This window comes from Cedecea davisae (genome assembly GCF_044095835.1).
GTDB lineage: Bacteria > Pseudomonadota > Gammaproteobacteria > Enterobacterales > Enterobacteriaceae > Cedecea > Cedecea davisae.
Genome location: NZ_CP172054.1, coordinates 4,805,734 through 4,825,428, shown reverse-complemented (window position 1 = coordinate 4,825,428; position 19,695 = coordinate 4,805,734). Strand labels below are relative to the sequence as shown.

Sequence of the window (19,695 nt, the reverse complement as noted above, 5' to 3'; positions counted from 1 at the left end):
GGGAATTATTTCCCTCTAATCTAAATCATTTCCCTTCTTCCCCTTCATTTTTCCTCGCCGCTGCCGATAACTTATACAGAGTATTTATTCCGCACGGTTAGGTTCTCAGGCCGGGTTATCACTTGAGGTTAAAATGGATAGTTTTCAGAAAGATATCGATGAAAGAGCCAACCTGGCGTTATCCAACAAGTTTGAGCTGCTGCTGTTTCGCTTAGGCGCCAGCCAGCACGACAGCAAATCAGAGCTGTACGGCATTAACGTGTTTAAGCTGCGCGAAATCGTTCCGATGCCGAAGATCAACCGCGCCGCGGGCATGGAGTCACCGCTGCTGGGGATGGCGAATATTCGCGACCAGATTATCCCCGTCATTGACCTGCCTGCCGTGACCGGCTGCAAGCCAACCACCGGCCTGAATCTCTTGCTGATAACCGAATATGCCCGCAGCACTCAGGCCTTTGCCGTTGAGTCAGTGGAAAACATCATTCGCCTCGACTGGAGCCAGGTACACGCCGCCGAGGCCGGCGTCAGCAGCCGCAATATCACCAGCATCGCCACCATTGACGATCCGTTAACCGGCAAGGACCTGGCGCTGGTGCTGGACGTAGAGCAAATTCTCTATGACATCATTCCTTCGGGAAGGGACGTCAATATCGCGGCGATTGAAGAGAAAAATTACACCCTGAAGCCCGGCGCGGTAGCGATAGTCGCGGAAGACTCCAAAGTCGCCCGCTCAATGCTGGAGCAGGGTTTGAAAGGCATGGGTATCCCGGCAATCATGCACGCCACCGGCCTTGAAGCATGGGAGAAAATCAAAGCCATCGCCGCCGAGGCTAAAGCGTCCGGTACGCCGATAACCGACAAGATAGGTCTGGTGTTAACCGACATCGAGATGCCGGAAATGGACGGTTTCACGCTGACCCGTAATATCAAAACTGAGCCTTCGCTGAAGCATATTCCGGTGGTGATTCACTCCTCGCTCTCGGGCAGCGCAAACGAAGACCATGTGAGAAAAGTCGGTGCCAACGGCTACGTGGCAAAGTTTGACGTGGCCGAACTCTCTTCTGTTATCCATAAAGCGCTGGAAGACGCAGCTCAAGGGTAAAACGCGACTTCATTACCTGGGGAAATATCACTATTATCAAAAGGTGATTATTTCCCCATGTTCAGGAAGGATGCGCGGTGAGCCAGGCTAAAAGTATTCAGTCCGTTGAGCGGGCAATGGCGGTGCTGGAAACCCTTGCGGCCCACGGAGGCGAAGCTCGCCTGACCACGTTATCCGAGTCGCTGGGGCTGAATAAAAGCACCCTCCATGGCCTGCTGAAAACGCTATTAGAGCTGGGATATATTTCCCGCCGCGAGCAAAACTATACCCTCGGCCTGCGGCTCAGGGAGATAGCCCAGCCGCTTCAGGATGCAGACTCCTTGATTCGCACGGCCTTCAGCCCCGCTCTGCGTAGGCTTTCCGCCATGAGCGGCGAAACTTGCTGGCTGGCCGTCCCCTGCGGTACACGAGAATACCTGTATATTGATGCGGTTGAGGGCGGTAAAAACCTGCGCGTAGCCAGCCCAAGGGGTAAACGCGAGCGGCTCACAACTTCGGCCATTGGCCGCATTTTTCTGGCCTTTAATGACGACCTGCTGCGGGCGCTAAGAAAATCGGATGCGGTCTCCTCTGCACTAAATGGTGAAATATCCCGCATCCGCGAGCAGGGGTTTGCCCTGGATACCGGCGAGGCGGAAGAAGGCCTGCATTGCCTGGCTTTGCCGCTACGGCAATCCGGGCAGGTGGTAGCCGCGCTGGGAATGGCGGGGCCAGCCGCCCGGCTCCATCCCGATTATATGCGGCGCTTTGCGCAGCGCGTATTAAGCGAAATGTTCGACATTATCAAACTTTAGCCCTCTAACCGCGCTTCTGATTGGCGTGTTTCAAGTCACCTGCCACTATCGCGGCTCCCAAATTTTCAGGAGCCATATCCATGTTTGAACACATTACCCGCGATGCCATTCTCAAAATCACCGAGCTTGCTCAGTCCCGCAAACAGGCAGTCTGCATCAGCGTGGTGGACGATGCCGGGCTGCTAAGAGGATTCCTGCGCATGGACAGCGCGGTTGCTGGCGCGATTGATGTCTCAATTAAGAAAGCCCGCACCGCCGCTCTCTTCGGCAGTGATTCGCTTTCTCTGGGCCAGGAAGCACGCCCCGGCGGCAATATTTATTCCTTAGAGTCGACTAACGGCGGCCTGATTAGCTTTGGCGGCGGCATCGTTTTACGCGGTGATAACGGGCAAATCATCGGCGGCCTGGGCGTTGCCGGAGCCACGGTCGATGACGATCAGTCTCTGGCGCTAGCCGGTGCGGCGGCAACCCAGGCGGCAGGGCGAGTGTAATGGATTCGCGACGGATACATCCGGGCCTGGTTGCGCTTTCGGTAACAGCATTCGCTATCGGGGTAGCCGAGTTTATTGTGGTAGGGATCCTGCCCGATATTGCCGCTGCCCTGAATATTGAGCTGACGCGAGCGGGCAATCTTGTGGGACTCTATGCCCTGGCGCTGGCGCTGGGTTCTCCGGCACTGGTGCTACTGTTGTCCGGGCTACCGCGCAAGCCGGTGCTGATGTCGCTTATCCTGCTGTTTTTGGTCGGCAGCCTTATCTCCGCCCTGTCCAGCAGCTATGCCCTTTTTCTCACCGGTAGAGTGCTTACCGCCGTTGCCCACGGCAGCTTTTTCGCCATCGGGGCAACCATTGCATCCCGCCTTGCACCGGCCGGGCAGGCAGGTAAAGCGATTGCCGTGATGTTTGCCGGGCTGACGCTGGCGATGGTGATTGGCGTACCGCTGGGCAGCCTTGCAGGCCACACTCTGGGCTGGCGTTTTCCACTTTTCGCCGTCTCGGCTCTCGCCGTGCTGTCGCTGGTAGCCATTGCCTTATGGCTGCCGGAGATGCCAATGGCAAAAGCGGCAAAGATGGCGAAACAGCTGTCAGCGCTAAAGAGCCCGGCGGTGCTCACCATGATGCTGGTGACCATCTTTGGATTTGGCGCCAGTTTCGCGGCATTTACGTTCATCATCCCGCTGCTGACAACCGTAACAGGATTTTCATCAGCCGCGGCCAGTACGCTGCTGGTGGTGTTCGGGGCGGCAACGCTTGCCGGGAATCTGGCGGGAGGGAAAATGACCTCCGCGCTGGGATGGACTTCCTCATTGAGAATACTGTTTGTGTTGCTGGCGATTATTCTGGCCGCCATGACGCTGACGCTTAACCTCAAAATACCGGTGGTAGTGCTGCTCTTTTTATGGGGAATGATCGCTTTCGCCGTCTCACCCGCCGTTCAGCACGGCATGCTGACGACCGCCACCCGGCACACGCCCGGCGCGATCGACTTTGCCTCGGGCCTGAATATCTCTGCTTTTAATCTGGGGATATTCTTCGGGGAGAACGTCGGCGGATTGCTGGTGAAAATGGAACTGATGCGCTTTACGCCTTTGGCTGGCGTCGCGATGGTACTGGCGGCGCTTTTACCTCTGGCCTGGGTTACGACTCGCAATCGATAGCTAATCGCTCATATTCTCGCCATCATGACAAAAAGTTATAACCTTATTAAAATTACGGCATTGATAAGCATTTTCAATATCATTTAATTAACTATAATGGACCAACTGATTACGCGGCGTTAACAGCATCACAGCCGCTCTACGTTAATGGAGACGATGAATATGAGCTATACACTGCCATCCCTGCCTTACGCTTACGACGCGCTGGAACCGCATTTCGACAAAGAAACGATGGAAATCCATCACAGCAAACACCACCAGGCTTATGTTAACAACGCGAACGCCGCGCTGGAGTCCCTGCCTGAGTTTGCCAACCTGTCTGCTGAAGAGCTGATTACTAAACTGGATCAGCTGCCTGCTGATAAGAAAACCGTACTGCGTAACAACGCCGGCGGCCACGCTAACCACAGCTTCTTCTGGAAAGGCCTGAAAAAAGGTACCGAGCTGAAGGGCGACCTGAAAGCCGCTATCGAGCGCGATTTCGGCAGCGTTGACGCGTTCAAAGCCGAGTTCGAGAAAGCAGCAGCAACCCGTTTCGGCTCCGGCTGGGCGTGGCTGGTTCTGAAAGGCGACAAACTGGCTGTAGTGTCTACCGCTAACCAGGATAGCCCGCTGATGGGTGAAGCTATCTCCGGCGCTTCCGGCTTCCCAATTGTGGGCCTGGACGTTTGGGAGCACGCTTACTACCTGAAATTCCAGAACCGCCGCCCGGACTACGCTAAAGAGTTCTGGAACGTGGTTAACTGGGACGAAGCAGCAGCACGTTTCGCCGCTAAAAAATAAGGTTGCATTGTCGCCTTAGAGAAGCGAGCCTGATGGCTCGCTTTTTTTATGCCTATAACGCAGGGAACCGCTCATGCATCGCAATCCATTACAGGTTTACGTCGGCAAAATTCGTGACTATGACGGCAGCAGGCCAAGCGCCATCGCCAAAGTTCAGGTGGATGGAGAACTCCGGTTAACCGAACTCGGTATCGAAGGCGATGAGCAGGCGGAAAAGGTTATCCACGGCGGGCCGGACAGGGCGTTGTGCCACTATCCGCGCGAACATTATCAGTACTGGGCGCAGCTGTTCCCGGAAAAAGCAGAGCTGTTTAACGCCCCCGCTTTTGGCGAGAACCTTTCCACAGAAGGGATGACCGAGAAAAACGTCTATATGGGCGATATCTACCGCTGGGGCGAAGCGTTGATTCAGGTCACTCAGCCACGCTCGCCGTGTTTTAAGCTCAACTATCACTTTGGCGTCAGCGATATGTCATCAAGGATGCAGGAAGCGGGCTATTGCGGCTGGCTTTATCGCGTGATTCTGGCGGGGAGCGTTTCCGCTGACGCGCCGCTGGAGCTGGCATCGCGCCTGAGCGATGTTACCGTGGCCGAAGCGATTGCCATAGCCTGGCATATGCCGTTTGATGATTCGCAATATCATCGCCTGTTGTCAGCCGCGGGGCTTTCGACCAGTTGGACAAGGACGATGCAGAAAAGGCGTATTTCAGGAAAGATTGAGGATAATTCGCGGCGTTTGTTCGGCAAATAATAACGTTGTGATAACCATGCCCTGAAAGCATGGTTATCATCCGTCAAAGCTATTTGATATCAGTATCAATTACCTGATAGAACGCATTACCGGTATCGGCAATATCCCAGACGCCGAGAATAACATGGTAGCCCTTATAATCTGACGGAATGGTACAATCCTTGATGGTAATACTATTCGCAGGAACCTCACCTTTACCGTCCTGATCGCAAATTGGCTTATCAAGGTCAAACTGTGCACGGGTCAATTTCTTGCTTGGATCCCAGTCTTTTTTAGTAATAAAGAAACGCCATCTTTCGGTTTTATGAGCTGCGGTCAAAGTCCAGGTAAAACTTTGCTTACCTGTATTCAATTCCACCTTGTGCCAACGAGTAGGGCTTTGCTCATCAAGTTGCGCATAATTATCATGCCCGGCACTGGCGATGTGACCATCAGCAGGGCCGTTTGCAGGGAACCCTTTAGGTCCTTCCAGCGACTGCGGTTCATACTGAATAGCCCCGCAGTTTTTATTAAGATTACCGGCTTGTGAAGTACAAAGAAAAGCGCGTGAAGGCGGATTACTGACGTAGCCATGGAAAGGTTTTGCCTGCTCGGCATAACTTAGTGAAGATGCCGCCATTAAGGCCAAACCGGCACAAGTAGTTAATACTGTCGTTTTACGCATGAACAGAACCCTCTATTTATTGTGAAAGAGTTAAATAAATACTTTATATATTCAAGGCTGGCTTTCATTCTGCTAATAAAATAAAAGCATGATATTGAACACACGATATAACCTTCGCGCGTGAAATACATAATAACAACCACCCTCAAACCATGGATTTTATTGCAACGACAATTAGTCTAGACCACAAATAAAAACATGAAAAAAATATATCTTTCTGCAACGTCAGGCAGAATAACGTGTAAAAACACAACGAGAAATAATGGGAAAACAATACCCACCCACAAAGAATAAAATATAGTTATCTAACAATATAATAAGAAAATATATTATTCACTGACGATGGTTATTAAGCCATTTCAGGAAACCGGGAGGGAATTTGCAGAAAACGCTCATTTTAAGGGAGAGGCGGATAACTCATGAATTTGATGAAACGATCATCATCCCTCTCCCTGAGGAGAGGGAAACAGAGAAGCTTATTCTTTTGGATCTTTACCTGCCAGCAGCTTGTCCAGCTCGTCGCCGCCAACGTGACGGAAGTCCTGGCCCTTCACGAAGTAGAAAATATACTCACAAATGTTCTGGCAGCGGTCGCCGATGCGCTCGATTGAACGGGCGCAGAACAGCGCGGTCAGCACGCTTGGAATAGTGCGGGAATCTTCCATCATGTAAGTCATTAGCTGACGCACGATGCCTTCGTACTCCTGATCCACTTTCTTATCTTCACGGTAAATACGCACCGCTTCGTCCAGATCCATACGAGCAAATGCATCCAGCACATCGTGCAGCATCTGTACGGTGTGGCGGCCCAGAGACTCCAGGCTCACCAGCAGAGGCTGGTGTTGCTGGGAGAATTTCTCCAGCGCGGTGCGGCAGATTTTATCCGCTACGTCACCAATACGTTCCAGCTCGGCGATGGTCTTGATGATGGCCATCACCAGGCGCAGGTCGCTGGCGGTTGGCTGGCGTTTAGCGATGATGCGCACGCAGGCTTCATCGATAGCCACTTCCATCATGTTGACCTTCTGGTCACCGGCAATAACGCGCTTGGCCAGCTCGCTGTCCTGGTTGTGCATAGCGGTGATAGCGTCGGAAAGCTGCTGCTCCACCAGCCCGCCCATGGTCATGACCTGAGTGCGGATGTACTCCAGCTCGGCGTTGAACTGGCCGGAAATATGTTTATTTAAATTGAGGTTGTCCATCGCGCTCTCCAAATCAACCGTAGCGGCCAGTAATATAATCTTCGGTTTGTTTCTTCGCTGGCGTAGTAAACAGCGTATCGGTTTCGCTAAATTCAATCAGCTCGCCGAGGTACATAAACGCCGTGTGGTCAGAACAACGCGCCGCCTGCTGCATGTTGTGGGTCACGATCACCACGGTATAGTCTTCTTTCAGCTCGGTAATCAGCTCTTCAATGCGCCCGGTAGAGATTGGGTCAAGAGCGGAGCACGGCTCATCCAGGAGTAACACTTCCGGGCGAATAGCGATACCGCGGGCGATGCACAGACGCTGCTGCTGGCCACCGGAGAGACTGTAGCCGCTCTGGTGCAGTTTATCTTTAGTTTCGTTCCACAATGCGGCTTTAGTCAAAGCCCACTGCACGCGCTCGTCCATATCGCTACGGGAAAGCTTTTCAAACAGGCGAACGCCGAAGGCGATGTTGTCGTAAATCGACATCGGGAACGGCGTCGGCTTCTGGAAGACCATGCCCACTTTGGCACGCAGCAGCGCGATATCCTGGCTCTGGGTGAGGATGTTTTCCCCATCCAGCAGGATTTCACCTTCTGCACGCTGCTCCGGGTAGAGCGAGTACATTTTGTTAAAGGTGCGCAGCAGGGTGGACTTACCACAGCCTGACGGCCCGATGAAGGCGGTAACCTGGTTCTTCGCGATATCCAGATTGATGTTCTTCAGGGCGTGGAACTTACCGTAGTAGAAGTTCAGGTCACGAACCTGGATTTTGCCTGGGGCTAAATCAACCTTACTCATCTGTTTCTTAATCTCCGTCCGGCGCCGCGATGGCCGCGCCGTAAAATTTAACCGTGTTTACTCTTTGAGAAAATCACGCGCGCCAGAATGTTCAGCAGCAGCACGCAGAGGGTAATAATTAGCACCCCTGCCCAGGCCAGCTGTTGCCATTCGGCAAACGGGCTCATAGCAAATTTGAAAATGGTCACCGGCAGGTTGGCGATTGGCTGCATCATGTCCGTACTCCAGAACTGGTTGGAGAGGGAGGTGAACAGCAGCGGCGCGGTTTCACCGGCGATACGGGCAATCGCCAGCAGCACCCCGGTGATAATCCCGGACACCGACGCTTTCAGCGTAATGGCGGAGATCATTTTCCACTTCGGCGTACCCAGAGCGTAAGCCGCTTCACGCAGGCTGTCCGGCACCAGTTTCAGCATGTTCTCAGTGGTACGAATCACGATTGGCACCTGCAGCAGCGCCAGCGCAATAACGCCCGCCCAGCCGGAGAAGTGCTCCATCTTCGCCACCACGATGGTGTAAACAAACAGGCCTACAACAATCGACGGCGCGGACAGAAGGATGTCGTTAATAAAGCGAATCACTTCGGCCAGAGCAGACTTGCGGCCATATTCCGCCAGGTAAATCCCGGCCATGATGCCAAGCGGAGTCCCGATAACGGTCGCCCACAGGATAAGCAGGCCGCTGCCCGCGAGGGCGTTCGCCAGGCCACCGCCTGCGGTATTTGGCGGAGGCGTCATTTCGGTGAACAGCGCCAGCGACATACCGTCGATGCCGCGCGTCACCGTTGAAAACAGGATCCATACCAGCCAGAACAGACCGAATACCATGGTCGCCATTGAAAGCGTCAGGGCAATACGGTTTTTTACGCGGCGGCGCGCCTGCATCTTACGGCGCGATTCAGCCAGCGCCGCGTTGCTTTGCATTTCCATCGTGGTCATGAGCGAGCCCCTTCATTTTTCGCCAGGCGCATAATCATGAACTTAGAGATAGCCAGCACGATAAAGGTAATCACGAACAGAATTAAGCCCAGTTCCATCAGCGCGGCGGTATGCAGCCCGGATTCCGCTTCGGCAAATTCGTTTGCCAGCGCGGAAGTGATGCTGTTCCCCGGCATATACAGCGATGCGCTGTCGAGCTGGTAGGTGTTGCCGATGATAAAGGTCACCGCCATGGTTTCACCCAGCGCGCGGCCAAGGCCAAGCATCACGCCGCCGATCACGCCATTTTTGGTGAACGGCAGAACGATTCGCCAGATAACTTCCCATGTGGTGCAGCCGATGCCGTAGGCCGACTCTTTCATCATCACCGGGGTTTGTTCGAATACATCGCGCATGACGGAGGCGATGTAGGGAATGATCATAATCGCGAGGATCACGCCAGCAGCGAGGATACCAATGCCGAAGGCCGGGCCAGAGAACAGCGCGCCAACAATAGGCACGGCGGACAGCACGTCGCCTACCGGCTGCTGGAAGTAAGTCGCGAACAGCGGAGCAAAGATAAACAGGCCCCACATGCCGTACACGATACTTGGAATAGCCGCCAGCAGTTCAATAGCAATACCCAGCGGGCGCTTCAGCCAGCCGGGCGCAAGTTCAGTCAGGAACAGGGCAATACCAAAGCTCACCGGCACCGCAATCAGCAGCGCGATGAACGAGGTCACCAGGGTTCCGTAAATCGGCACCAGCGCACCGAAGACTTCGTTAGGCGCATCCCACTCTTTGGTCCAGAGGAAGGAGAAACCAAACTTCTCGATGCTCGGCAGGGAGGAGATAAACAGCGAGATGATAATCCCACCCAGCAGAAATAGCACAATCACCGCAGCCAGTTTTACCAGCGCACTGAAAATTACATCGCCTTGTTTGCCAGGGGCTTTAAACGTCGGCTTAGTCACAGCCATAGCGTACTCTTTGTAGTTGCTGAATAAACCGGGGTAACATACCCGTTACCCCGGATTTTTGCACTTAGTACAGCGCCTTACCGGAGCTGTCTTTTACATTCGTTTTCCATGCAGCGCGAACCTGCTCAACCACGGAGGCTGGCAGCGTTGCATAGTCCAGCGCGTTAGCTTCTTTAGCGCCAGATTTGTATGCCCAGTCAAAGAACTTCAGCACTTCTGCGCCCTGCTCAGGGTTTTTCTGCTCTTTGTGGACCAGGATAAAGGTGGTGGAGGTGATTGGCCATGCTTCATCACCCTTCTGGTTGGTCAAGTCCTGTGCGAAGGATTTGCTCCAGTCAGCGCCTTTAGCCGCGTTAGCAAAGTTGGCTTCAGTCGGGCTAACCGGCTTGCCGTCAGCGGACAGCAGCTTGGTGTAAGTCAGGTTGTTCTGCTTAGCGTAAGCGTATTCAACGTAGCCGATGGAGCCTGGCAGACGCTGTACGAATGCAGCGATACCGTCGTTGCCTTTACCGCCCAGACCGGTTGGCCAGTTTACGGTAGAGCCTGCGCCGATTTTGGTTTTCCACTCTTCGTTCACTTTAGCCAGGTAGCTGGTGAACACGAAGGAAGTACCGGAGCCGTCAGCACGACGTACAACCGCGATGTTCTGATCCGGCAGTTTGTGGCCAGGGTTCAGTTTGGCAATCGCCGGGTCGTTCCATTTTTTGATGGTGCCCAGGTAGATATCACCCAGGGTTTTGCCGTCCAGCACCAGTTCGCCAGATTTGAAGCCCGGCAGGTTAACTGCCAGCACTACGCCGCCGATAACGGTCGGGAACTGGAACAGGCCTTCTTGCTGTAATTTGTCATCCGCCAGAGGGGCGTCAGAAGCGCCGAAGTCAACGGTGTTAGCAATGATTTGCTTAACGCCGCCGGAGGAACCGATACCCTGGTAGTTAACCTTGTTACCAGTTTCTTTCTGGTAGGTATCTGCCCACTTGGCATACACCGGCGCAGGGAAAGTTGCACCAGCGCCGGTCAGGCTTGCAGCTGCAAACGCAGTAGAAGCGCTCAGAGATAAGGTCGCGGCGACAACAGTTGCGACAGTGGTACGCATAACGTTCATAATGTCTCCTGCCAGATGTTCATAAATTGTTGTTTAATTAAATACAGGGTAGAAAATAGGACAGTTTGGTGACAGTTAAATGTACGAATTATGACAGTTTTATGACAAGGCCAGCCCACAACAAAACCTAAGCTAAATAAGCTCATTATTACAATAAAAATCAGTTAGTTATAATTATCGAGCGGGCAATAAAAAAGCTGCCCGTAGGCAGCCTGGTATTCAACATTTATGACAACAGCTTATTCTACTGTTACCGATTTCGCCAGGTTACGCGGCTGGTCCACGTCTGTGCCTTTGATAAGCGCGACATGGTAAGAAAGCAGCTGTAGCGGCACGGTGTAGAAGATTGGGGCAATCACCTCTTCCACATGCGGCATCTCGATGATGTGCATATTGTCGCTACCGGTGAAACCGGCATCCTGGTCGGCGAAGACATACAGTTGGCCGCCACGAGCGCGCACTTCTTCAATGTTGGATTTCAGTTTTTCCAGCAGTTCGTTGTTTGGTGCCACAACGATAACCGGCATATCAGCATCAATTAACGCCAGCGGGCCATGTTTCAGCTCGCCTGCGGCGTAGGCTTCAGCGTGAATATAGGAAATCTCTTTCAGCTTCAGGGCACCTTCCATCGCGATCGGGTACTGATCGCCACGGCCGAGGAACAGCGCATGATGTTTGTCTGAGAAATCTTCGGCTAAAGCTTCAATGCGTTTGTCCTGAGACAGCATCTGCTCGATGCGGCTCGGCAACGCCTGCAGGCCGTGAACGATTTCGTGCTCAACGGAAGCATCAACACCCTTCAGACGCCCCAGTTTAGCCACCAGCATCAGCAGAACGGTAAGCTGGGTGGTAAATGCCTTGGTGGACGCTACGCCGATTTCAGTTCCGGCTTTGGTCATCATCGCCAGGTCGGATTCACGCACCAGAGAAGAACCCGGCACGTTACAAATCGCCAGAGAGCCAAGGTAACCCAGCTCTTTGGAAAGACGCAGCGCAGCGAGCGTATCGGCCGTTTCGCCAGACTGGGAAAGGGTGATCATCAGGCTGTTACGGCGAACCGCAGATTTGCGATAGCGGAATTCCGAGGCAATTTCGACGTCACAAGGTACGCCAGCAAGCGCTTCGAACCAGTAACGGGAAACCATACCGGAGTTATAAGAAGTTCCGCAGGCGACGATTTGAATGTGCTCAACCTGAGACAGCAGCTCGTTGGCTTTTGGCCCCAGCTCGCTCAAGTCCACCTCACCGTGGCTGATGCGCCCGGTCAGCGTATTCTTGATGGCGTTTGGCTGCTCGTAGATCTCTTTCTGCATATAGTGGCGATAAATACCTTTGTCGCCCGCGTCATATTGCAGGTTTGATTCGATGTCCGGGCGCTTAACCAGCTCGCCTGTATTATCGAAAATCGTCACCGAGCGGCGGGTGACTTCGGCAATATCGCCCTCTTCCAGGAAGATAAAGCGACGGGTCACCGGCAGCAGCGCCAGCTGGTCGGAAGCAATGAAGTTTTCGCCCATGCCGAGACCGATAACCAGCGGGCTGCCAGAACGAGCGGCCAGCAGGGTGTCAGGATGACGAGTATCCATGATGACCGTGCCGTAGGCACCGCGCAACTGAGGGATGGTGCGCAGCACGGCTTCGCGCAGCGTACCGCCCTGTTCCAGCTCCCAGTGCACCAGGTGAGCAATCACTTCGGTGTCGGTTTCGGAAACAAAGACGTAGCCGCGCTGTTGCAGCATTTCGCGCAGCGGTTCGTGGTTTTCAATGATACCGTTGTGCACCACCACGATGTAGTCAGAGACATGCGGGTGAGCATTGGTTTCTGAAGGTTCGCCGTGGGTTGCCCAGCGGGTGTGAGCGATACCGGTGCCGCCGTGCAGCTCGGTTCCCTCAGCCGCTTCGGCAAGCTTTTGCACTTTACCCAGGCGACGCAGACGGGTCATATGACCCTTTTCGTCCACAACCGCCAGACCCGCAGAGTCATAACCGCGGTATTCCAGGCGACGTAACCCTTCAAGAAGGATTTCAGCGATATCACGTTGCGCTACTGCGCCAACAATTCCACACATAATTTTAAGTCCTGATAATGGCGTTAGCCATGTGTTGTCGCTGACCTGTTTTTTCCGGAGCCCCGAGCCTTGTAGAGAGTGGGGTTATTTTTATGCTTACTGCTTTGGGGTGGAGGATTATGTTATCCCCTCACCCCGGCCCTCTTCCCAAAGGGGCGAGGGAGAAAAACACCGCACCGAACGATCCCCTCTCCCCTGTGGGGAGAGGGTTAGGGTGAGGGGTATAAATCCGTTACTTTTTCTTCACCGGACGCTGCCAGCCCTGAATATGGGTCTGCTTCACGCGGCTAATCACCAGTTCGTTTTCCGCCACATCACGCGTGATTGTCGTCCCGGCGCCAATAGTTACGCCGCGAGCCACGGTGACAGGAGCCACCAGCTGAGTGTCGGAGCCGACAAAGACATCGTCGCCGATGATGGTTTTGTGTTTGTTTGCACCGTCGTAGTTACAGGTGATGGTGCCCGCGCCAATGTTTACGTTGTCGCCAATTTCCGCATCACCGAGGTAGCTCAGGTGGCCAGCTTTAGAACCTTTGCCCAGGCGAGCTTTCTTTATTTCAACGAAGTTACCGACGTGTGCGCCTTCTGCCAGCTCGGCGCCTGGGCGCAGGCGGGCAAACGGCCCAATGGTGCAGGCTGCTTCAAACGTGGCGTCTTCGATAACGGTATAAGGACTGATTTCACAGTCATCACCGATTACCGCGTTCTTGATAACACAGCCGGTGCCAATTTTGACGCGATTGCCCAGCGTGACCTTGCCTTCCACAATGACATTAGTATCGATTTCAACATCGCGTCCGTGAACCAATTCACCGCGCAGATCGAAACGTGCCGGATCGCGCAGCATGACGCCGGCCAGCAGCAGCTTGTCCGCCTGTTCGGTCTGGAATACGCGCTCCAGGCGGGAGAGTTGCAGGCGGTTATTCACGCCCTCAACTTCACTCAGTCGATCCGGATGAACGGCGGCGATTTCGCGCCCTTCACCGTGGGCCAGGGCAATAATGTCCGTGATGTAGAACTCGCCCTGGGCGTTGTTGTTATCCAGCTTACCAAGCCAGCGCTTCAGGTCTGCGCCGTTAGCCACCAGAATCCCGGTGTTGATCTCGTTGATTTTGCGCTGCTCTTCGCTCGCGTCTTTATGTTCAACAATGCCGACAACTTGCCCGTTTTCACGCGCAATACGGCCATAGCCGGTTGGATCGTCAAGCTTAACGGTCAGCAGGCCAATGCCGCCTTGCGGTTTGGCTTCACGCAGGCGCCGTAAAGTATCAACAGAGATCAGCGGCACGTCGCCGTAAAGCATCAGAATGTCTTCGTCATCGGCAAAGAAAGGCGCGGCCATTTGCATTGCGTGGCCGGTTCCCAGCTGTTCTGCCTGAAGCACCCAGTTCAGCGAGTCATCGCTCAGGGTCTGCTTAAGCAGTTCGCCGCCGTGGCCGTATACCAGGTTAACCCGCTGAGCGCCCAGCTTATTAGCCGCATCAATAACATGCTGAACCATTGGCTTTCCGGCCAGAGTGTGCAGCACTTTCGGGAGGTCTGAATACATGCGGGTCCCTTTGCCTGCGGCAAGGATAACCACGCTCATTGCACTGTTTGACATACGTGTCCTGAATCGTGTGAGTTCGAGAAGTAAACCGATTTAGCCTTGAAAATTCTACATATTTTGCAGCAAAAAATGCATTGCCGCTAAATCATCCATTACCGGGCGTTTTGGGGCCGGTTTTTGATAAACACCGGCACCAGCATGAGGGTAAAAAGTAGAAATTTGGCCTAATCTCTCTTTGTTACAGCTATATAGCGAGTTTAGAGCTTATTTTAGCGCCGGAATAAAGCTGAGGGATAAAAAAAATGCCAGTCTGGTTTCCCGGACTGGCATTTGTCTTTTCAAGCAGGTAGTTACATCGCTTTTCTGGTTAACTCGATAACGCGCAGTTTGGCGATAGCCTTAGCCAGTTCAGCAGAAGCCTGAGCGTAGTCCACGTCGCCGTGGGAGCTATGCATGTGTTCTTCAGCTTTACGTTTCGCTTCCAGGGCTCGCGCTTCGTCGAGATCCTGGCCGCGAATCGCTGTGTCAGCCAGTACGGTTACGTTACCCGGCTGCACTTCCAGAACACCACCGGACAGGTAGATAAACTCTTCATGTCCGTGCTGCTTCACGATGCGGATCATACCAGGCTTAATGGCGGTGAGCAGCGGGGCGTGGCCCGGGAAAATACCCAGTTCACCTTCGCTACCCGTTACCTGGATCTTCTCGACCAGACCGGAGAACAGTTGCTTCTCCGCGCTGACGACGTCCAGGTGATATGTCATAGCCATGTCACCCTCCGATTAGGCGTTAAAGTTTTTTAGCTTTCTCAACGGCTTCGTCGATAGAGCCAACCATGTAGAACGCCTGCTCTGGCAGATGGTCGTATTCGCCGTCCATGATGCCTTTAAAGCCACGGATGGTATCTTTCAGCGAAACGTATTTGCCTGGAGAACCGGTAAAGACTTCTGCTACGAAGAACGGCTGGGACAGGAAGCGCTGGATCTTACGCGCACGTGCCACAACCAGTTTGTCTTCTTCAGACAGTTCGTCCATACCCAGGATGGCGATGATGTCTTTCAGTTCCTGGTAACGCTGCAGGATAGACTGTACGCCACGAGCGGTATCGTAGTGTTCCTGACCAACAACCAGCGGGTCCAGCTGACGGCTGGTGGAGTCCAGCGGGTCTACTGCCGGGTAAATACCCAGAGATGCGATCTGGCGGCTCAGTGTAACGGTTGAGTCCAGGTGCGCAAAGGTGGTTGCCGGAGACGGGTCAGTCAAGTCATCCGCAGGAACGTAAACGGCCTGTACGGAGGTGATGGAGCCGGTCTTGGTGGAGGTAATACGCTCCTGAAGAACACCCATCTCTTCCGCCAGAGTTGGCTGGTAACCTACCGCAGAAGGCATACGACCCAGCAGCGCGGATACTTCAGTACCGGCCAGGGTGTAACGGTAGATGTTATCAACGAACAGCAGAACGTCACGACCTTCGTCACGGAATTTCTCCGCGATGGTCAGACCGGTCAGCGCTACGCGCAGACGGTTACCCGGTGGCTCGTTCATCTGGCCGTAAACCAGGGCAACTTTGTCCAGAACGTTGGAGTCGGTCATTTCGTGATAGAAGTCGTTACCCTCACGAGTACGCTCACCCACGCCCGCAAACACGGAGTAGCCGGAGTGCTCGATCGCGATGTTACGGATAAGCTCCATCATGTTTACGGTTTTACCCACGCCCGCACCACCGAACAGACCTACTTTACCGCCCTTAGCGAACGGACAGATAAGGTCGATTACTTTGATGCCGGTTTCCAGCAGTTCCTGAGAGCTGGACAGCTCTTCATAGGAAGGTGCAGCGCGGTGAATAGCCCAACGGTCTTCTTCGCCGATATCGCCTTTCATGTCGATCGGCTGACCCAGCACGTTCATGATACGGCCAAGGGTCGCTTTACCTACCGGGACTTCGATCGGGTGCTCGAGATCTTTAACTTCCAGACCACGACGCAGACCGTCGGAAGAACCCATAGCGATGGTACGCACGATACCGCCGCCGAGCTGCTGCTGAACTTCCAGCACCAGCTGCTCGCTGTTATTTTGTACTTCAAGCGCATCATAAACGCGCGGTACGCCGTCCTGAGGGAACTCGACGTCCACCACGGCGCCGATTACCTGGACAATCTTTCCAGTAGCCATCTTGAATCCTCTACGTAATTCGTTTACCCGTCATATTTCAATTTGCAGACGCGTTGACTGCCTTCCCTCACCTCAGTCACTTACTTAAGCAAGCTCCGAAGGATTCGCTCAGTTGCCGTCTTTCTGCAAACCGAACTATTTAGGGTAATAACCTGGTTAAACCGCGGACGCGCCACCGACGATTTCGGTGAGTTCCTGAGTAATGCTGGCCTGACGAGCTTTGTTGTAGACCAACTGCAGCTCTTTAATCAGGCTGCCGCCATTATCGGTCGCGGCTTTCATCGCCACCATACGCGCGGCCTGCTCGCTGGCCAGGTTTTCTACGACGCCCTGATAAACCTGAGATTCGACATAACGACGCAGCAGGGTGTCCAGCAGCGCTTTCGGATCCGGTTCGTACAGGTAGTCCCAGGATTTACGCTTCAGCTCCTCATCTTCTGATGCCGGTAACGGCAGCAGCTGAGTGATGGTCGGAACCTGAGACATGGTGTTGATAAATTTGTTGCTTACAACGTACAGCTTGTCCAGACGACCTTCGTCGTAGGCCTGTAACATCACTTTCACCGGGCCAATCAGTTCGGACAGGGAAGGGTTATCTCCCATACCGGTCACCTGAGCAACCACGTTGCCGCCAACGGAATTGAAGAAAGACACGCCTTTTGAGCCGATCATCGCGAGTTCGCTCTGAACGCCTTTATCGGACCATGCTTTCATATCCGCCAGCACTTTTTTGAACAGGTTGATGTTCAAACCACCGCACAGACCACGATCGGTCGACACCACCAGGTAGCCCACGCGCTTAACGTCGCGTTCTTCCAGGTAAGGGTGCTTATATTCCAGATTACCGGTTGCAAGGTGACCAATCACTTTGCGCATGGTATCTGCATAAGGACGGCTGGCCGCCATGCGATCCTGCGATTTACGCATTTTGGAAGCGGCGACCATTTCCATCGCTTTGGTGATCTTCTGCGTGTTCTGGACGCTTGCGATCTTACTACGTATCTCTTTTGCGCCGGCCATGAGCTTCTCCTCAATGCCTCGCGGCCTGCCCTAAGGCAAGCCGCCAGACGTTACCAGGACTGGGTTGCTTTAAACGAGTCGAGGATGCCTTTCAGCTTGCCTTCGATCTCATCGTTATAGCCACCGGTCTGGTTAATCTCTTGCATCAGCGGAGCGTGATCACGGTCAGCGTAAGCCAGCAGAGCGGCTTCGAAGCTACCGATTTTCGCCAGTTCCACGTCTTCGAGGTAACCGCGTTCAGCCGCGAACAGCACCAGGCCCTGCTGTGCAACAGACATTGGGGCATACTGTTTCTGTTTCAGCAGCTCGGTCACTTTCTGACCATGGCTCAGCTGTTTACGGGTTGCTTCGTCCAGATCGGATGCGAACTGAGAGAACGCAGCCAGTTCACGATACTGTGCCAGCGCGGTACGAATACCACCGGACAGTTTCTTGATGATCTTGGTCTGAGCAGCACCACCAACACGAGATACCGAGATACCCGGGTTAACTGCCGGACGAATACCGGAGTTAAACAGGTTGGTTTCCAGGAAGATCTGACCATCGGTAATCGAAATTACGTTGGTCGGAACGAACGCAGAAACGTCACCAGCCTGAGTTTCGATGATCGGCAGCGCGGTCAGGGAGCCGGTTTTACCTTTTACTTCACCTTTGGTGAAGTTCTCGACGTATTCAGCGTTAACGCGGGATGCGCGCTCCAGCAGACGGGAGTGGAGGTAGAACACGTCGCCAGGGAAGGCTTCACGGCCCGGTGGACGACGAAGCAGCAGGGAAACCTGACGGTAAGCAACAGCCTGTTTGGACAGGTCATCGTATACGATCAGCGCATCTTCACCGCGGTCACGGAAGTATTCACCCATTGCACAACCGGCATATGGCGCCAGGTATTGCAGTGCAGCGGATTCAGAAGCGGTCGCCACAACAACGATGGTGTTAGCCAGCGCGCCGTGCTCTTCCAGCTTACGAACTACGTTAGAAATGGTGGACGCTTTCTGGCCGATAGCCACGTACACACATTTGATGCCGGAGTCACGCTGGTTGATGATGGCGTCGATTGCCATCGCGGTTTTACCGGTCTGACGGTCACCGATGATAAGTTCACGCTGACCACGACCGATTGGGATCATGGCATCAACGGATTTATAACCCGTTTGAACCGGCTGATCGACGGACTGACGTTCGATAACGCCCGGTGCGATAACTTCGATTGGCGAGAAGCCATCGTTATCAATCGGACCTTTACCGTCAATTGGTGCACCCAGGGTGTTCACCACGCGGCCCAGCAGGCCACGGCCAACCGGTACTTCGAGGATACGGCCAGTACACTTAACTTTCATGCCTTCGGCAAGGTCAGCGTATGGGCCCATAACTACGGCACCTACGGAGTCGCGCTCCAGGTTCAGTGCGATAGCGTAACGGTTTCCCGGCAGGGAAATCATCTCACCCTGCATACAATCGGCCAGGCCGTGAACGCGGATAATACCGTCACTTACAGATACAATTGTACCTTCGTTGTGAGCTTCACTCACAACATTGAACTGAGCAATGCGCTGCTTGATCAGTTCGCTGATTTCGGTGGAATTCAGTTGCATGCTCCAGTCCCCTTAAGACTGCAAGACGTCTGCAAGGCGTTCAAGACGGCCGCGTACGCTACCGTCAATGACCATATCACCCGACTGGATGATAACGCCCGCCATAACAGACTTATCGATTTTGCAATTCAGCTTAACTTTGCGTGACAGACGTTTTTCCATTGCAGCGGTAATATTCGCAAGCTGTTCATCACTCAGGGAAGCCGCAGAAGTTACTTGAACTTCAGCAATGGCTTCGCTCAGGGCGCGTAAATGCGCAAACTGCTCGAGAACATCCGGGAGCGCTTTCAAACGACCATTATCAGCCATAACCCGAATCAGGTTTTGGCCGTTGGCATCCAGCTGCTCGCCGCAAATGGCGATGAACGAATCTGCGAGCGTTTCAGGTGCCAGTGCACCGGAAAGGAGCTCTTCCATTTGTTCGTTTTTCGTTACCTCGGCAGCAAACGCCAGCATGTTCTGCCAGCGGTCTACGCTCTGGTGTTCGACGGCAAAGTCAAAAGCTGCTTTGGCGTAGGGGCGAGCTACAGTAACAAATTCAGACATCAGCC

The 19,695-nt window shown here is 53.8% G+C and carries 19 protein-coding genes; 6 read left to right on the top strand and 13 right to left on the bottom strand.

Annotated features, from left to right (window positions below; translation table 11 throughout):
- The first annotated feature begins 133 nt into the window (after nt 1–133).
- The 6 genes from ACG1VR_RS23070 (at nt 134) to yiiM (ending at nt 5,087) form a co-directional block, all read left to right on the top strand.
- Nucleotides 134–1,102, top strand: coding sequence for a chemotaxis protein (locus tag ACG1VR_RS23070; protein ID WP_016538808.1), 969 nt, complete (start codon nt 134–136; stop codon nt 1,100–1,102).
- 77 nt (nt 1,103–1,179) lie between these two features.
- Nucleotides 1,180–1,896 (top strand): IclR family transcriptional regulator, encoded by a 717-nt coding sequence (locus tag ACG1VR_RS23065; protein WP_395489856.1) that lies wholly within the window; start codon nt 1,180–1,182, stop codon nt 1,894–1,896.
- A gap of 80 nt (nt 1,897–1,976) precedes the next feature.
- Nucleotides 1,977–2,387, top strand: coding sequence for a heme-binding protein (locus ACG1VR_RS23060; protein WP_016538810.1), 411 nt, complete (start codon nt 1,977–1,979; stop codon nt 2,385–2,387).
- Entirely contained in the window at nt 2,387–3,553 is a 1,167-nt protein-coding gene (locus ACG1VR_RS23055) for an MFS transporter (protein ID WP_395489855.1), read from the top strand. Before ACG1VR_RS23060 ends, ACG1VR_RS23055 begins: the two co-directional genes overlap by 1 nt.
- Nucleotides 3,554–3,715: 162 nt before the next feature.
- Complete coding sequence (gene sodA / locus ACG1VR_RS23050; protein WP_216375499.1) at nt 3,716–4,336, top strand: superoxide dismutase [Mn]; 621 nt, start codon at nt 3,716–3,718, stop codon at nt 4,334–4,336.
- Nucleotides 4,337–4,409: 73 nt separating this feature from the next.
- Complete coding sequence (gene yiiM, locus ACG1VR_RS23045) at nt 4,410–5,087, top strand: 6-hydroxyaminopurine reductase (protein WP_016538813.1); 678 nt, start codon at nt 4,410–4,412, stop codon at nt 5,085–5,087.
- Between the two features lie 49 nt (nt 5,088–5,136).
- Here the strand turns inward: yiiM and ACG1VR_RS23040 are convergent, their stop codons facing one another.
- The 13 genes from ACG1VR_RS23040 to atpH all read right to left on the bottom strand — a co-directional run bounded on the left by ACG1VR_RS23040 (nt 5,137) and on the right by atpH (nt 19,690).
- Complete coding sequence (locus ACG1VR_RS23040) at nt 5,137–5,751, bottom strand: lytic polysaccharide monooxygenase (protein ID WP_039898976.1); 615 nt, start codon at nt 5,749–5,751, stop codon at nt 5,137–5,139.
- Between the two features lie 476 nt (nt 5,752–6,227).
- The gene (gene phoU / locus ACG1VR_RS23035; RefSeq protein ID WP_008457720.1) at nt 6,228–6,953 is read right to left on the bottom strand and encodes a phosphate signaling complex protein PhoU; all 726 of its coding nucleotides are present in this window, start codon (nt 6,951–6,953) and stop codon (nt 6,228–6,230) included.
- 13 nt (nt 6,954–6,966) lie between these two features.
- A complete protein-coding gene (pstB, locus tag ACG1VR_RS23030; RefSeq protein ID WP_008457722.1) occupies nt 6,967–7,740 on the bottom strand; it encodes a phosphate ABC transporter ATP-binding protein PstB in 774 nt (257 codons plus the stop codon).
- A 47-nt stretch (nt 7,741–7,787) separates the two neighbouring features.
- On the bottom strand, nt 7,788–8,678 hold the full coding sequence (pstA, locus tag ACG1VR_RS23025) for a phosphate ABC transporter permease PstA (protein WP_016538817.1): 891 nt from the start codon (nt 8,676–8,678) through the stop codon (nt 7,788–7,790).
- Nucleotides 8,675–9,637, bottom strand: coding sequence for a phosphate ABC transporter permease PstC (pstC, locus tag ACG1VR_RS23020; protein ID WP_395489854.1), 963 nt, complete (start codon nt 9,635–9,637; stop codon nt 8,675–8,677). Before pstC ends, pstA begins: the two co-directional genes overlap by 4 nt.
- Nucleotides 9,638–9,701: 64 nt before the next feature.
- On the bottom strand, nt 9,702–10,742 hold the full coding sequence (gene pstS, locus ACG1VR_RS23015; RefSeq protein ID WP_016538819.1) for a phosphate ABC transporter substrate-binding protein PstS: 1,041 nt from the start codon (nt 10,740–10,742) through the stop codon (nt 9,702–9,704).
- A 239-nt stretch (nt 10,743–10,981) separates the two neighbouring features.
- Nucleotides 10,982–12,811: a glutamine--fructose-6-phosphate transaminase (isomerizing) gene (glmS, locus tag ACG1VR_RS23010; protein ID WP_279046587.1), complete on the bottom strand. Its 1,830-nt coding sequence runs from the start codon at nt 12,809–12,811 to the stop codon at nt 10,982–10,984.
- Nucleotides 12,812–13,043: 232 nt separating this feature from the next.
- Nucleotides 13,044–14,414, bottom strand: a complete 1,371-nt coding sequence (glmU, locus tag ACG1VR_RS23005; RefSeq protein WP_395489853.1) for a bifunctional UDP-N-acetylglucosamine diphosphorylase/glucosamine-1-phosphate N-acetyltransferase GlmU — start codon at nt 14,412–14,414, stop codon at nt 13,044–13,046.
- Between the two features lie 296 nt (nt 14,415–14,710).
- On the bottom strand, nt 14,711–15,130 hold the full coding sequence (locus tag ACG1VR_RS23000) for a F0F1 ATP synthase subunit epsilon (protein ID WP_016538822.1): 420 nt from the start codon (nt 15,128–15,130) through the stop codon (nt 14,711–14,713).
- A gap of 19 nt (nt 15,131–15,149) precedes the next feature.
- A complete protein-coding gene (atpD, locus tag ACG1VR_RS22995; RefSeq protein ID WP_016538823.1) occupies nt 15,150–16,532 on the bottom strand; it encodes a F0F1 ATP synthase subunit beta in 1,383 nt (460 codons plus the stop codon).
- A 156-nt stretch (nt 16,533–16,688) separates the two neighbouring features.
- Entirely contained in the window at nt 16,689–17,552 is an 864-nt protein-coding gene (atpG, locus tag ACG1VR_RS22990; RefSeq protein ID WP_016538824.1) for a F0F1 ATP synthase subunit gamma, read from the bottom strand.
- Between the two features lie 50 nt (nt 17,553–17,602).
- Nucleotides 17,603–19,144: a F0F1 ATP synthase subunit alpha gene (atpA, locus tag ACG1VR_RS22985; RefSeq protein ID WP_016538825.1), complete on the bottom strand. Its 1,542-nt coding sequence runs from the start codon at nt 19,142–19,144 to the stop codon at nt 17,603–17,605.
- Nucleotides 19,145–19,156: 12 nt separating this feature from the next.
- Complete coding sequence (atpH, locus tag ACG1VR_RS22980) at nt 19,157–19,690, bottom strand: F0F1 ATP synthase subunit delta (protein WP_016538826.1); 534 nt, start codon at nt 19,688–19,690, stop codon at nt 19,157–19,159.
- Nucleotides 19,691–19,695: the final 5 nt, after the last annotated feature.